This window comes from Verrucomicrobiaceae bacterium (genome assembly GCA_016713035.1).
In the GTDB taxonomy this organism is placed as follows: Bacteria; Verrucomicrobiota; Verrucomicrobiia; order Verrucomicrobiales; family Verrucomicrobiaceae; genus Prosthecobacter.
On record JADJPW010000004.1, the window covers coordinates 31028 to 44457 of the forward strand.

Consider the following 13430-nt stretch of genomic DNA (forward strand, 5'->3'; position numbering starts at 1 on the left):
CATGATGAAGCTGCCGTCTGCCGCCCTTTTCCTCCTCACCACCATCCCCGCTGCGGCGGCGGATGCGGTGCTCACTTTTGAAAAAGACGTGCGACCCATCGTGAAAGCACACTGCACGCACTGCCATGGTGAGGAGGAAAAGCCTGAAGGCGGAGTCGATCTGCGGCTGCGGCGCTTCATGCACGAAATCATCCTCCCTGGGCAGCCTGCGAAGAGCAAACTCATCGAAATCGTCCGCAGCGGCGAAATGCCCGAAAAAGGCAAAAAACTCACCGAGGCCGAAATCGCCGTCTTAGAGCGCTGGATCGCCCAAGGAGCCCAAACTGCCAAACCAGAGCCCACCGCACTCGCACCCGGACCGATCATTTCGGACGAAGATCGCAGCTACTGGGCATTTCAGCCCGTGAAGCGGCCACCAGCGCCGCCCATCAGCGATCCGCGCTCCACGGTGAGCAATCCCATCGACGCCTTCCTCTTGGCGAAAATGCATGAAAAGGGCCTCCACATGGCTCCAGAGGCAGATCGCCGCACTTTGATCCGCCGTCTCACGCTCGATCTCACGGGCCTACTGCCCACGCCGGAGGAAGTGGCCGCTTTTTTGGCCGATACCTCTGACAGTGCCTACATCCGGCTCGTGGATCGGCTCCTCGCCTCAAAAGCCTACGGTGAGCGCTGGGCACGGCACTGGCTGGATGTAGCAGGCTACATGGACTCGAATGGAGCCTCCGAGGCCGATAGCCCGCGTCCGCATGCCTGGCGCTATCGTGACTACGTCATCCGCTCACTCAATGAGGACAAGCCCTGGGATACCTTCATCCAGGAGCAGCTCGCAGGTGATGAGCTCGCGGGTGCCACGCACAGCGATTATCAAGCCGCTGTCCTCGATCCGCAGAAGCGTGACCAGCTCATCGCCACCGCCTTCCTCCGCACGGCACCCGATGGCACTGGTGATGCACCGCCCGATCTACGCCTCGCCGCGAACCAGACCATCGCCGAGCAGATGAAAATCGTCACCTCCTCACTCATGGGCATCACGGTCGCCTGCGCCCAGTGCCATGATCATCGCTACGATCCCATCACGCAGGCAGATTATTACCGCCTGCGGGCCATCTTTGACCCCGCATACCATTGGCAGGCATGGCGCACGCCAGCAGGCCGCCATTACTCGCTCTACTCACCGCAGGAGCGTGCCCGCGCGGCCGAGATCGAGGTGAAAGCGAAGGAAATCGAGGTCCAAGCACGTGCCATGAGCAAAAAATTCCTCGACGAGATCTTTGAAGTGGAAATCAAAAAGGTACCGCAGGCCGAGCAAGCCGCCTTCCGCATCGCACGCGACACACCGAAGGATAAACACACGCCTGAGCAGAAAGCGCTCATCAAAAAATACCCCTCCGCGCTCGCTACCTACTCTCTCGATCTCTACGACAAAAAGAAGCAGGACCTCGTCGATGCGAAGATGGCAGAGGCCACCAAACTCCGCAGCACCAAGCCCACCGAGGGCTTCATCATGGCCCTCATGGAGGTGAAGCAGAAGCCGCAGGCCTCACACCTCTTTAACCGTGGTGATCATGAGCAGCCAAAGCAACTCATCGAGCCCGGCGAGCTCAGCATCCTCAGCCATGAGCCCTTTGCCCCCGCGCCCGCCGCAGGTGGCAGCAGCGGGCGGCGCCTAGCCTACGCACGCTGGCTCACCAGTGGCAGGCATCCCCTCGTCGCTCGTGTTTTGGTGAACCGCTTTTGGCTCCATCACATGGGACGCGGCATCGTCGGCACACCAGGCGACTTTGGCCGCCTCGGGGAGCTACCCACACACCCTGAGCTACTGGATTTCCTCGCCGATGAGTTCGTCAAAAATGGCTGGCGGCTCACAACGCTGCAACGCCTCATCCTCACCAGCGCTGCGTATCGGCAGTCCTCGGTGAACGCGGCCTCCCTCAGCGCTGATCCAGAAAACCGACGCTACGCCCGCTATAAAATCCGCCGCATCGAGGCAGAAACCCTGCGAGACAGCCTCCTCGCCGCCACAGGCACACTCGTCGCCACCAGCTACGGCCCACCCAGCGGCATCGGTCGCGATCCACAGGGCCGTATCATCACTGGCATCGACAAAGGCACCATCACGCTCAACAAAGTCGATCCCGCAGGTGCTGCCGACTTCCGCCGCAGCATCTACATCGAGCAGCGCCGCAGCAAGCCACTCACCGTGCTCGATACCTTTGACGCACCCACCATGAGCCCGAACTGCGAGCTGCGCAGCCAGACCACCGTCGCTCCGCAGTCCCTGCTGCTCATGAATGATACCTTCATGCTCGAAACCGCACGCCGCCTGGCGGATCACCTCACCGCCACCTATCCAGGCGACCGCGCTTCACAGCTCCGCCGTGTGTGGGAAGTGCTCTACAGCCGCGTCGCCACGGAGAAAGACCTCACCACCTGCCTCTCCTACCTCGAAGAGCAGACCAAAGCCCTCACTCAATACCACCACGACATCCAGCACCCCAAAGGAGTCGTCCCAAATCCCGCCCAAGAAGCTCTCGCTAGCCTATGCCAAGTGCTATGCAGCTCGAACCGCTTTTTGTATGTGGAGTAGCGTGGCGGAAGACGGAGCGAAAACACTCACACTGGATGCGGATCGGTGCCCACATCCATTTCGCGGACGCGTTTGCGATCACGCTCGCTTTGCACGGCAGCGCGGAGTTGCTCACGGACCGTTTCCACCTGTGGGATGGCACGCATGGCCACGTTGGGATTCGTCGCATCTGAGGTGATGAGGGTGAGATTCCCCAGGCCAAACATGCGCAGCATCAGCGGCTGCTCCATGGCGTAGTCCTTCACGCGGTAGAGCTCCATCTCATCGAGGCGGCGATTGAGGATGCCGCTGCGGATGCGCAGACGCTGGCTGGTCAGCTCATAGGCCGTGCATTTCGTCGCCCACCAGCGCACGATCCACATGCCGATCGGCAGCACAAAACCGATGGCAGAAAGCCCCGCAGTGAATGGGATGGCCACCCCAGCAGCTACCGCGAGCAGCACACAGAAGAAGTAGAACCAAAAATGCACCCACTGTGACGTGTGACCGGTCCAGAGGAGTGTTTCAGCAGCGGACGTGGGAGTGGTGTTGTCGTCGATGGACATGGCGGGAGTGCTTGTTGTTGGTTAGGGGGAATGTGTGATCTGGTTTTGCTCCTGTCGAGGAATGAGACGAGCAAAACGTGCCTCCTGCTCCAGCACATGAGAAAGGGTCAAATGAATGTCCCACCACATGAGGAGCACTGCGACGGTGGCGAGCCAACGCGGCCACTCCCAGGTGGTATAAAGGATCGTAAAGACGACCAACATGCCCAGCACAAACACGCCAGGCCCATACAGGATGCTACTCAGCGCCCAAAAGGGTGCTCCAGGTGAGCGCATCACGCCATCGATCAAAGATCCGGTCGCACTCACGCAACCCAGCAAAGAGCCCACAACCACGGCGCCCACGATGAAGCCGAGTCGGCCTAGCATGGAGGTGAGCGCATCGCGCAATGGAGAGTAAGGGAAGTCTGTCGGGTCAGACATGGTGGCGCGGATGGTGCGCAGCCATGCCCGCAGCGGCTATTCCACTTTCGTGAACTGTTTTGAACCACCGAGCGGTCGATCAGAGCAGCGCTTTGATCTCATCGAGCGCTTGCTTGGTGCGCTTGATGCCTTCGATCTCGGTGTGTTTGTCGCCTTCGTATTCGATGCCGATGTAACCATCGTATCCAGCCGCGTGGACGATGCGGATAAGACGCTCGAAGTCGAGCGTCATCTCGCGGCCTTCGCGGCGGTCTTCTGTGTAGAATTTGCCCGCGCCAGTGTCCCAATCGTAGGCTTTGGCGCTCATGCCCTTCTTCACCCATGGCATGAATTCACGCAGACCGAGGTAGGGATTGTAGAGCTCGCCTTTGTTCCGGTCGGTGTAGAAATTCCCGAAGTCTGGTAAGATGCCGACGCGGGCATGATCTGCGGCTTTCATGACGCCGGTGAGCCATTTGCCATTGCTGGAGAGTCCACCGTGGTTTTCGACGACGACAAAGAGGCCGCGCTTATCCCCCTCGACACTCAGTCGATGAAGACCATCTGCTGCGAGCTTCATTTGCTCATCCCAGCTCAGTTTGGCATCGCTGGCGGCATTCACACGGATGCTGTGGCAGCCCAGAGTGGCAGCGGCATCGAGCCATTTGTAGTGGTTCTCGATGGCCAGGGTGCGCTTCGCAGCATCGGGGTCGCCCAGATTGCCCTCGCGGTCGCACATGATGAGGAGGCCCTTCACGCCCTCGCCTTCCTGGCGCTTCTTCATTTCAGCGAGGTAGGCTGCATCGGCGGCTTTATCGAAAAACATCTGGTTCACATACTCCACCCCGTCGATGCCGAGGCTGCGAGCGATCTTGCAGAAGTCCAGGTGCGTGTGCCGCTCGGCATTGCCTTTGCCGAAGATGCCCTTGTTCAGCGACCACTCGGCGAGTGAGATTTTGAAGGGCTCTTTTTTCTCCGCAGCAGCCCTAGCAGTGCCCGTGAGCGCGGAGGTGGCAGTGAGAGCAGCGAGCTCGAGGAAGCGGCGGCGGGAGGCAGGTGTAGGAGTCATCATAGAGTGTAGAAAAGAGGTGGTGAAGCCACAACGCGGCATGAATCGTCGATAATTCAGGGATTGCGCTGGTGAAAGCTGTGCAAGCCGTGCTTTGATACTAGCCAGTGTCCCCGACTCTATGGTTTTTGCTCGAATACTCTGCGCTGCTGGCGGCAGCGGCAGTCGTGTTCACATGGCTAGGCTGGATCTGGCGCGGACGCGGGCAAAGCAGGCCGGATGTGCCCCCTCACAGCTCTGCGCCGCTAGAGGAAGCCAGTGAGCTGCATCACCTCATCTCCAGTCTGCGTGAGGAAAACACGCGTTTATTTGGTCAGTTACAGGCCACACCTGCCCCCGTGCCAGTTTTGGAGCCCCTACGCGAAAAAGAGCTCGAATCAGCTCTCACACGCCTGGAGGCCGAAAAAGCCTCTCTCGATGCCAAATCCACCGCACGCATCATCGAGCTGGAAGCGTCGGTGCAACAGCTCCGCAGCGATTTGGCCGCCAAAATGGCCGAGGCACCCGCTCCACCCGCTCCACCCGCCGCACCCACCGCACCCGTCCGCATCACGCCAAAGCCCGCCGCAGCCCCCACCAAGTCCGCGCAGCTCTCATTCGATCTCCTGCCCAAGACTGCGGCCAAGGATGCACTGACGCAGGAGCGGGATGATTGGCTGCGCCGCGTCGCGGAGTTGGAGAAAAAAACACCGCCAGACCTCGCCGGGCTCGCTTTGGCCCGCCGCAGTCTGGAAGGGAGCCAGAAGCGGCTCGATGCAGCAAACCTGATCCGCGATGGGCTGGAAAATCAGCAGCGAGCAAAGGAAAAGGCCGCCCAACAGGCTGCGCAGCTCCCACCCGAAGCGGGAGATGACCTGACACGGATCAAAGGCATCAAAAAAGTGCTGCGGGACCAACTCCTCGCCCACGGCATCCGCACCTGGCGGCAAATCGCAGAATGGGATGCCGATGATCTGCGAGCATTCAGTGAGATTTTGTCCTTCAAAAACCGTGCCGTGCGTGATCGCTGGCAGGAGCAGGCCCGTGAGCTGCATGAGGCCACGCATGGCCCGCTGTAAAGCAGATGTACGTGATGAAAACTGCGTCTCTGCTGCACTCTGCCCGCCTACTCACGCTGCGCCTCTGGCGTGTGGGAATGCTGATCGTAGCCGTGGTGCTGCTCCAGCGTGCGCAGAGTGTGCAGCGCGGTGCAGATGCCGCGCTAACGGTGGAGCGTGTGCGTGACTTTTTCCCCACCGCAGCGGTTTTGGAGCCTGTAGCGGATAGAGCTGCGGTGCGTGATGCCAGTGGCATCACGCTTGGCTATGTGATGCGCACCGCGCCTCTCTCCGATGACATCATCGGCTACTCGGGCTCTACGGATACCCTCATCGCTCTGGACATGAATCGCCGCATCATCGGCCTCCGGGTGCTGCGCAGCGGGGATACGAGTGACCACATCGCGGAAGTCGTGCGAGAGCGCAGCTTCTTTGAGCAGTTCAAAAACAAAAAGACGGATGAAGTCATCGCCTTGCAGCCGGATGCAGTCTCCGGCGCTACATTGACGAGCAGCGCCATCGCCGAGGGCGTGCAGCGCCGTGTGGGACGCAGCGCAGAGTCCTCCCTGCGCTTCCCCGATGCGATCACGCTGGAGGAGGTGCGCCGTATCGAGCCCCAAGCCGCATCGCTGCGTGCGCAAGGCACCCGCATGGCGGTGCTGAATGCAAAAGGCCACCTCATCGCCATCGCACTACGCACCGCACCAGCGAGCGATGGTGTGGTGGGCTATAAAGGCCCCAGTGATACGCTGCTGCTGCTGGAGCCAGATGGCATCACCCTGCGCCACATCGCCCTGCGGCGGAGTTTCGATACAGAGGCCTACGTAGGCTATGTGACGGGCGATGCGGCCTACCTAAAGACATTTGATGGCAAAACGATGCGCCAGATCGCAGAGATGGATTTCGCCAAGGAAGGCGTGGAAGGCGTCTCCGGCGCGACCCAGACGAGCTATGGCGTGGCCGAGGGACTGCGAGTGCGTGCGCGTGCGTATGTAAAAGAGACTGAATCGCAGAAGCCGTGGTGGCAGCTCATCCGCTGGCGCTGGCAGGATGTGGGGCATGCGGTGGTGATCGCCGCAGCGCTGGTGATGGCTTTTACTCGACTGCGCGGTGTGGCGTGGTGCCGGCATCTGCATCATGCGCTGCTGGTGCTGTATGGGGGCTTCTTTGCCGGGGAAATGCTCAGTCAGGGGCTACTGGTAGGCTGGGCGGGCAGCGCCGCACCTTGGCGCAGCGCGGCGGGGCTCGTGGCGCTAGCAGTCGTGGCACTACTCGGACCGGTCTTCACAGCGAAGCAGCTCTATTGCCACCATATCTGCCCACACGGAGCCCTACAGCAGCTCGTGGCCCGCCGCCTACGCTGGCAATGGCATCCGAGCCGACAGATGGAGCAAGTGCTGAGTGCTGTGCCTTTTGTGCTGCTGGCGTTCATCTTCTTCGTCGCGCTGCGTGGACTGGGAGTGGACTTGAATGCGCTGGAGCCCTTTGACGCGTATCTTTTCCGCATCGCGGGCTGGTCGAGCCTAGCCCTAGCCATATGTGGCCTGCTATGGGCGACCATCACCCCCCTCGCCTACTGCCGCTACGGCTGCCCCACGGGCGCTCTCTTCAAGCTCCTGCGACATACCGGAGCCGCAGATCACTTCAGCCCACGCGACCTCCTCGTCCTGATCGTCCTAGCCATCGGTTTCTGGCTCGTTTGAAGCCACTCGGCCCATTTTGGGCAAACCTCCATGAAGTGGAGCATGCAGACCATTGGGAAATGGCTGTCGAGCCAGAAACTACAAATGTAACTTAGAGACTGGCTACTTATTTGATGCGCTCGAAGATGCCTGAAGTTTCATGCACCACCTTGCCGTCGGCATTCATTTCTTTGTTGTGCCACTCCACTAGGTCGTCCGTTTTGAAGGTGCGTACGCGCTCAGCACGTACGGTACCTGGTGGGCTGCTGCCGAGGGTAAGCTCTGTGGTGTAACTGCGTGAAGCAGCGTCCCATCTGGCGTTGTTTTTCTTCACGTCCGTCTCAAAGAGCTCACAGGCACACACATAGCGGTCTGTGTCCTTGTCGTGGCGCGCGTATTCCAGGAGTCCGGAGTTCGGAGTGATCTGTTCACGCCAAATAAACGTACCATCGGCAGACCAGAAATAGCGTATGCGTAAGGGAGACTCCTGTAATACGCCCCACCTGTCGCGGACTCGTACCTTCCATACGCCAATGAAAGGTGCGAGTTCCCTCATCGCGGGCGTTGTGGGGCCGTTGGCAGGTTTTCCATCAAGATGGTGGAGGCAGTAAGGAAATTCATAAATCGTGCCCTCCTTGAGCTGAGCCAACGATTTTGCAATTGGCGATGCGCCCACTCCTTTGGCTGAATAATTCAGATTCTTCTCATAGTCGTTGATGAGCACAAACTTCGCACTAACGGAGTCCTCCGTAACCTTGACTGCGGTGACGCGGGCACGAAACGGCGGACTGGAGCTTAAACTTGAAAAATCGACTTTAGGCAGGACCGATAAAGCTGGCTGTGACACGGTTATCTCTCCGTCAGTGATCCGGGTTGGAGCTGAGTCTGGGACATCCGTGGTGTCGAAAATGCGGTCATAATGGCCGCCATTGGTGGCAATGATCTCTTCTTTTTGGTTTTTGGTGGTGGTCTTCCAGTCGATGCGGTCCTCGCGGGTGAAGGTGGCGGTATTCACGCGTTTGAGGCCAAGATCCTCGACGGGCATCACTGTGGTGAAAGTGCGTGTGTTTTCGTCCCATGTGCTATGCAGCGGTGGTAGGCCGCCCGGAGCCCGACTACTAACGTGGTAGGTTTTATCTGCATTAGAATACTCGACGATGGTGACGTCTGGCACGGGTGGTATGTCGCTTGAGCCGTCGTTAAAGGTGATTTCACGCCAGATGCCGCTACCGTCAGGCCGAGCGTAGCATGACATTTCGACGGTGGCTTTTGGGTTGTCATCCAAAGCGCCCCGCCATTTGCCGAGATAGCGCTGGAGGACGGCGGTGGCGGCGTTTTTGGGTTTGGCGCGTTCGTTTCGCTGCTCGGGCGTCCGTAGGGCATCGTCCAGCACGGCGGGGAATTCAAAACTGCGTCCACGTATGAGGTGTGCGGCAATGGCACGCGTCGCTTTGTCCTCCATCAGCCCTTTGAGGTGGTGTAGGCGACCACTGGCCTCCTGCAGCACGATAGAGTAAGTGCTTTCGCCGATGCCTTGATCCCAGACAACAGCACGGAAGGGACTGGAGTCACGCAGGTCGCTGATTTGCTCGCCATAGTGCCCACGTATGATCTGCAGCGTCGCTTCATGGCCAAGAATGGCGACCACACTCTGCGGGATCCGGTACTTTCCACCAGTGACTAGGTTGGACACAAATATCGACTCGAACGTGACATGGCCTTGTTGTGTCATGGTGACGCTGGGTTGGCCATATCGGTTGAATACGATGCTGAAATTGCCGCTTTCGCGACCGCCACTGCTGACTTTGCTAACCTCGATCACATGCGGTTCATCGAGCAACCTACCAAAAAGCCCAGAAGGCTGTGCAGGCCCCAGGACAGGTGTGAAGGGCAAGCCGTGGATGTTTTGCGCAGAGGCGATACCGACAATCATGAAAACGGCAAAGACAAGGCTTATGAAGGATTTCATCGGGCACTCAGTACCAAATAACCTTCTTACTGCCCAGCCTAAATTCTCCAAAAAAGTAGCAATGCTAAATGTCATTAGAATGGCGGCGAAGAGAAGAAGCGGACAGGAGTGTCCGCGCTCCTCTCCACAGCCTAAACCTCAGCCTGGCCAGCTAGGCGTCCCTGCTGTCCGCCGACTTCTTTGCCAAAATCCCCGACCCGTAAATTGCTGTTCTGGTGGCTAAAATGCGCTCGCTTTGATCCGGGCAGCGCCCATGATCGGCGGCCCGCTCGCCTACCCCATGCGGCTTATCGACACTCTTGAGTCCAAATTTGGACGTTTTGCCATTCCAGGCCTGATCCAGGTGCTGGCAGTGTTTCAGCTCGGGGTGCTGGCGCTGCTGGTGCTGCTGCCGCGTGAGTCGGCGGAGAGCTACCTCGACTGGCTGCGCTTTGACCGGGATACTAAGTACTCAGGCAAATTGTTTTCCATGAGGTGGAGAACGCAGACCATTGGATAACGGCGATCAAGCCAGCAATAACAAATGTAACTTTGATCCAGGCTATTTTATAGATTTATGCGGGTGATCGTGGGCGACCGAGCTGAACCTTGAACCAGGCTTCCTAATGAAGTGCCAGCGCCCGTTAGCTCTACATTGACGCCTTGCGGCATCTCCACATGCTCGTGTGGCCATGACCAGCCCACGCGAAAACGCTCTCCAGCTCATCCACACTTACTACGCCACCTTCAACTCTGGCGACCGTGCCGCCTTCCTCCGCCTCCTGGCCGATGATGTGGCGCACGACATCAATCAAGGCGGCTGTGAGGTGGGGAAAGCGGCCTTTGAGGCCTTCCTCCAGCGCATGGACCGCTGCTATCGCGAGCAAGTCGTCGATCTCGTCGTCTTTGCCGATGAAAGCGGCTCACGCGGCGCGGCGGAGTTTTTCATCGAAGGCGAATACCTCTCCACCGATGACGGACTGCCGCCTGCTACGGGCCAGCGCTACCGCCTACGTGTTGGGGCATTCTTTGAGCTGAAGGGTAGCCTCGTGGCCCGCATCACGAACTACTACAATCTAGAGGAATGGCTGCGCCAAGTCGGGGCGGTGTGAGAAATCATCCCAACGCCGAGCGATACAGCTCCACAAAGTCCTCCACACTCGGCAGGCGCGGATTGAACTGGGCGGTCCACTGTTTCGCGGCCATTTCGGCGAGGTCGCGGAGGTTTTCGAGCTTCACGCCGTGCTCGGTGATGGTGCGGGGCATTTGGGCTTCCCAGAGCAGTTCGCTCACGCGGTCGGCGAGATCGCCGTCGAAGTAGGATTCGTAAATGGCGGCGATTTCGGGCTGCTGGGCATTGAAACGGATGACGTGCGGCAGCATGACGCCCACGGCATCGCCGTGCGTGACGTGGAAGAGGGCGGTGAGTGGATTCGCGCAGGAGTGAGCGGCTCCTAGCATGCTGTTTTCGATGGCGATACCCGCGTAGGCCGCGCCGAGGAGCATCATGCCGCGTGCCTCGGTGTCTTTTGGGTTCCGCAGCACACGCGGGAAGCCTGCATGGCAAAGGCGGAAGCCCTCGCGCGAGTAAAGCATGCTGAGGGCATTGCGTTTCTTCGTGACGGCCGTTTCCAGCGCATGCGAGATGGCGTCGATGCCGGTGCAAACGGTCACACGTTGCGGCTGCGACACCGTCAGCTCAGGATCGAGGATGGCGGCCTTCGCAGCAGCTTTGGGATCGCCGCAGGCCATTTTGACATGCGTTTCGGCATCGGAGATGAGCGCATAGCTCTGGCACTCGCTGCCGGTGCCTGCCGTCGTTGGGATGGCGATGATCGGCAGCATGGGCTTCGTGGCCTTGCCGGTGCCCCAGTAGTCGTGAATGCGACCGCAGTTGGTGAGGATGAAGTTGCAGCCCTTCGCCGTGTCCATGCTGCTGCCGCCACCAAGGCCGATGATGAAGTCCGCGCCAAACTCCCGCGCCACCTTCACACAAGCATCCACATCCTCCGTGCTCGGATTTTCCCGCACCTGGCCGAAAATCTCGACCGCCAGACCCGCCTCCCTCAAAAAGCCCGAAGCACGCTCCGTGTAACCCGCCGTCACGATGCCCGGATCACTCACCACCAGCACCCGTGAGCCGCCATACTCCCGCGCAAGCTCACCGACGCGTGAAAGCGTGCCATAAAATAAATAAGTAAAGGGCACCTCTGGATAGGGGTTGTTTTTTGAAGTCCGTTTTTGGGAGCGAAAAAACGATTGTTCGACCTTCCTGTCTTGCTTTGCAGAGGGCTTGTTTCGCTTTGAGGCGCTAGGATTCGGCTGTTTGGAGGCTGTGCAGGTACCTTTTCTGGCTTTGATCACCCTTTACGGGTGCTTTAGCGAACCAAACAGGCATAGCGGTCCATGTTGTAGACCAGATTGCTGAGGTGGTTGTGCTGTGTGGCTCGTTTCAATCCGATGCTTCGACATAGATCGGCTCCCATTTGCGCCATCCGCGCGAAGATGTGCTCTACCTCACACGCATCCGGCTGATCGTATGGTTGGCGCGCATTTCTTTCTCGCTCAACGGGTGGCCTCGCGTGGCTTTGCGCATCAGGAACTCCTGCGCGTTGATCTTGATGAGATGCGCCTCGTGCTCCTCGCTGTGATAGGCCGAGTCGGCGAGCACGGCCTGATCTTTGTCATCAAGCAGTCCTTCAAACACCTGACTGTCGTGCACGCTGGCGGGCGTGGTGGTGGAGTTCAGGATGATCTTGGTTTTCAAGTCGGCCTTCACATGGTTCTTCCAGCCGTAGTGCGACTCGTTGTTCTTCTTCGTCCAGCGTGCTTCGCTGTCTTTCTGGCGGCCCACGGCGGGGGTTCTCGTCGAACTCTTCAGGGCGTTCGCCCTGCTTGATGCGCTGGTTCGCCTCGCGGCTGTTGCGCTGGCGTGGGGCTTCCGTGAAGCTGGCGTCCACGATGCTGCCTTCTCGCGCGACGATGCCTTTGCTTTCGAGCATCTGGCCGAAGGTGTCGAAGAGTTTGCGACCGCCTTCGCGACCGTCCTCTTCGATGCGTTGCTTGAAGTCCCAGAGTGTTTTGGCGTCGGGGATGTCGTCGCCGATGCGCAGACCGAGGAAGGCTTTAAAACTGGTGCGGTCAAAGAATTGCTCCTCGGTGTCGTCGTCGCTGAGGCCGTGGAACTTCTGTAGCACAAGGACTTTGAACATCAGCACCGGGTCGAACGGGGGCTTGCCGCCCTTGGTCCAGTCGCGGGTGGCGTAGCCAGTGAGATCTTCGAGCAGCGGGCGGAAACTTTCCCAAGAGATAACGTCGCGCAGCTTGAGGATGCCGAGGGTTTTGGCGGCGACGGCCTGCTCATGTTCAATGGCGGAGAACAGTCCGCCGCCTCGTTCTGTCTTGCGGTAGCGCTTCATGGCCCCTTTTATGGCCTATGTTTGCTCTCGATCAATGAATTGCCTGGGGAAAGGAGGTTTCCAGAGGTGCCCTAAATAAATAAGTAGCCAGGCTTTTTGTTAGATTTGTTATTGCAGGCATGTGCCTGTTCATCTCCAGCAAGCCCCTGGGAGACGGGATAAGGGTGCAAAAAACAACAAACCGCAGATCGTCACCTTCAGCCTCGACGATTCGTTGCCGCGTGAACTCCTCGACGACTCGCTTTGCGCCCGCGATGTCTTCATCACCGCGAATCAACTACCGTAGGACGGCCTAACCGAAGCCTGCGACCACGGCCAGTTCTCCGATAAGCTCGACGAACATCTCGACGCCGCGCACGGCTCCTGCGCCCTGCGTGATCCACGCCTCGCTCAAATCGTCGCCGACCGCCTCCATCACTTCGACGGTCAGCGCTACGATCTCTGGAGCTACGACATCATGCCCAATCACGTCCACGTCCTCTTCACGCTCCGCGATGAAGAACCCCTCCCCGACACGATGCAAGGCTGGAAAGGCGTTTCGAGCCGTTTCATCCACCAAACCGGCCTCAGCGCCCTGAATCCCTTCTGGCAGCCCGATGACTTCGACCGCCTCATCCGCAGTCCCGAGCACTTCAGCACCGTGAAGGCCTGCATTCGTGAAAATCCGGCCAAAGCGGGTTTGAAGACGGGTTTCGTTCTTTGGGAGCGAAACTAGATGAGTGGAGCGGAGCGCGGACA

General features: G+C 59.2%; 15 protein-coding genes. 7 read left to right on the plus strand and 8 right to left on the minus strand.

Annotated features, from left to right (window positions below; translation table 11 throughout):
* Position 1: 1 nt before the first annotated feature.
* A complete protein-coding gene (locus IPK32_14195; GenBank protein MBK8093096.1) occupies positions 2-2590 on the plus strand; it encodes a PSD1 domain-containing protein in 2589 nt (862 codons plus the stop codon).
* A 26-nt stretch (positions 2591-2616) separates the two neighbouring features.
* On the opposite strand, the gene IPK32_14200 is transcribed toward IPK32_14195, so the two are convergent.
* The 3 genes from IPK32_14200 to IPK32_14210 form a co-directional block, all read right to left on the minus strand.
* Positions 2617-3135 (minus strand): PH domain-containing protein, encoded by a 519-nt coding sequence (locus IPK32_14200; protein MBK8093097.1) that lies wholly within the window; start codon positions 3133-3135, stop codon positions 2617-2619.
* 21 nt (positions 3136-3156) lie between these two features.
* Positions 3157-3558 (minus strand): hypothetical protein, encoded by a 402-nt coding sequence (locus tag IPK32_14205; protein MBK8093098.1) that lies wholly within the window; start codon positions 3556-3558, stop codon positions 3157-3159.
* A gap of 79 nt (positions 3559-3637) precedes the next feature.
* A complete protein-coding gene (locus tag IPK32_14210; GenBank protein MBK8093099.1) occupies positions 3638-4606 on the minus strand; it encodes a TIM barrel protein in 969 nt (322 codons plus the stop codon).
* 107 nt (positions 4607-4713) lie between these two features.
* On the opposite strand from IPK32_14210, the gene IPK32_14215 reads away from it, so the two are divergent.
* Both IPK32_14215 and IPK32_14220 read left to right on the plus strand, forming a co-directional pair.
* Positions 4714-5664 (plus strand): hypothetical protein, encoded by a 951-nt coding sequence (locus tag IPK32_14215; GenBank protein MBK8093100.1) that lies wholly within the window; start codon positions 4714-4716, stop codon positions 5662-5664.
* A gap of 14 nt (positions 5665-5678) precedes the next feature.
* Positions 5679-7346, plus strand: a complete 1668-nt coding sequence (locus IPK32_14220; protein ID MBK8093101.1) for an FMN-binding protein — start codon at positions 5679-5681, stop codon at positions 7344-7346.
* A 106-nt stretch (positions 7347-7452) separates the two neighbouring features.
* Here IPK32_14220 and IPK32_14225 read toward each other — a convergent pair whose 3' ends face one another.
* On the minus strand, positions 7453-9294 hold the full coding sequence (locus IPK32_14225; GenBank protein ID MBK8093102.1) for a hypothetical protein: 1842 nt from the start codon (positions 9292-9294) through the stop codon (positions 7453-7455).
* Positions 9295-9547: 253 nt separating this feature from the next.
* Here IPK32_14225 and IPK32_14230 point away from each other — a divergent pair, with 253 nt between their 5' ends.
* Both IPK32_14230 and IPK32_14235 read left to right on the plus strand, forming a co-directional pair.
* Positions 9548-9793: a hypothetical protein gene (locus tag IPK32_14230; GenBank protein ID MBK8093103.1), complete on the plus strand. Its 246-nt coding sequence runs from the start codon at positions 9548-9550 to the stop codon at positions 9791-9793.
* Between the two features lie 172 nt (positions 9794-9965).
* Positions 9966-10385 (plus strand): nuclear transport factor 2 family protein, encoded by a 420-nt coding sequence (locus IPK32_14235; GenBank protein MBK8093104.1) that lies wholly within the window; start codon positions 9966-9968, stop codon positions 10383-10385.
* 4 nt (positions 10386-10389) lie between these two features.
* Here the strand turns inward: IPK32_14235 and IPK32_14240 are convergent, their stop codons facing one another.
* From IPK32_14240 to IPK32_14250, 3 genes are all read right to left on the minus strand, one after another.
* A complete protein-coding gene (locus IPK32_14240; protein ID MBK8093105.1) occupies positions 10390-11481 on the minus strand; it encodes an iron-containing alcohol dehydrogenase in 1092 nt (363 codons plus the stop codon).
* 304 nt (positions 11482-11785) lie between these two features.
* Positions 11786-12040 carry a transposase gene (locus IPK32_14245; protein MBK8093106.1) on the minus strand — a complete coding sequence of 85 codons (255 nt, stop codon included), beginning with the start codon at positions 12038-12040 and terminating at the stop codon, positions 11786-11788.
* Positions 11973-12692, minus strand: a complete 720-nt coding sequence (locus IPK32_14250) for a transposase (protein ID MBK8093107.1) — start codon at positions 12690-12692, stop codon at positions 11973-11975. Before IPK32_14250 ends, IPK32_14245 begins: the two co-directional genes overlap by 68 nt.
* 121 nt (positions 12693-12813) lie before the next feature.
* On the opposite strand from IPK32_14250, the gene IPK32_14255 reads away from it, so the two are divergent.
* Positions 12814-12978 (plus strand): hypothetical protein, encoded by a 165-nt coding sequence (locus IPK32_14255; protein ID MBK8093108.1) that lies wholly within the window; start codon positions 12814-12816, stop codon positions 12976-12978.
* A gap of 6 nt (positions 12979-12984) precedes the next feature.
* Here IPK32_14255 and IPK32_14260 read toward each other — a convergent pair whose 3' ends face one another.
* Positions 12985-13161: a hypothetical protein gene (locus IPK32_14260; GenBank protein ID MBK8093109.1), complete on the minus strand. Its 177-nt coding sequence runs from the start codon at positions 13159-13161 to the stop codon at positions 12985-12987.
* On the opposite strand from IPK32_14260, the gene IPK32_14265 reads away from it, so the two are divergent.
* Complete coding sequence (locus IPK32_14265) at positions 13150-13407, plus strand: transposase (GenBank protein MBK8093110.1); 258 nt, start codon at positions 13150-13152, stop codon at positions 13405-13407. The genes IPK32_14260 and IPK32_14265 overlap by 12 nt on opposite strands.
* Positions 13408-13430: the final 23 nt, after the last annotated feature.

What these genes read in the sequence shown, in the direction of transcription:
- IPK32_14195 (MBK8093096.1), top strand. Translation starts at nt 2, where the DNA reads ATGATGAAGCTGCCGTCTGCCGCCCTTTTCCTCCTCACCACCATCCCC.
- IPK32_14200 (MBK8093097.1), bottom strand. Translation starts at nt 3,135, where the DNA reads ATGTCCATCGACGACAACACCACTCCCACGTCCGCTGCTGAAACACTC.
- IPK32_14205 (MBK8093098.1), bottom strand. Translation starts at nt 3,558, where the DNA reads ATGTCTGACCCGACAGACTTCCCTTACTCTCCATTGCGCGATGCGCTC.
- IPK32_14210 (MBK8093099.1), bottom strand. Translation starts at nt 4,606, where the DNA reads ATGACTCCTACACCTGCCTCCCGCCGCCGCTTCCTCGAGCTCGCTGCT.
- IPK32_14220 (MBK8093101.1), top strand. Translation starts at nt 5,679, where the DNA reads ATGAAAACTGCGTCTCTGCTGCACTCTGCCCGCCTACTCACGCTGCGC.
- IPK32_14225 (MBK8093102.1), bottom strand. Translation starts at nt 9,294, where the DNA reads ATGAAATCCTTCATAAGCCTTGTCTTTGCCGTTTTCATGATTGTCGGT.
- IPK32_14230 (MBK8093103.1), top strand. Translation starts at nt 9,548, where the DNA reads ATGATCGGCGGCCCGCTCGCCTACCCCATGCGGCTTATCGACACTCTT.
- IPK32_14235 (MBK8093104.1), top strand. Translation starts at nt 9,966, where the DNA reads ATGACCAGCCCACGCGAAAACGCTCTCCAGCTCATCCACACTTACTAC.
- IPK32_14250 (MBK8093107.1), bottom strand. Translation starts at nt 12,692, where the DNA reads ATGAAGCGCTACCGCAAGACAGAACGAGGCGGCGGACTGTTCTCCGCC.
- IPK32_14265 (MBK8093110.1), top strand. Translation starts at nt 13,150, where the DNA reads ATGCCCAATCACGTCCACGTCCTCTTCACGCTCCGCGATGAAGAACCC.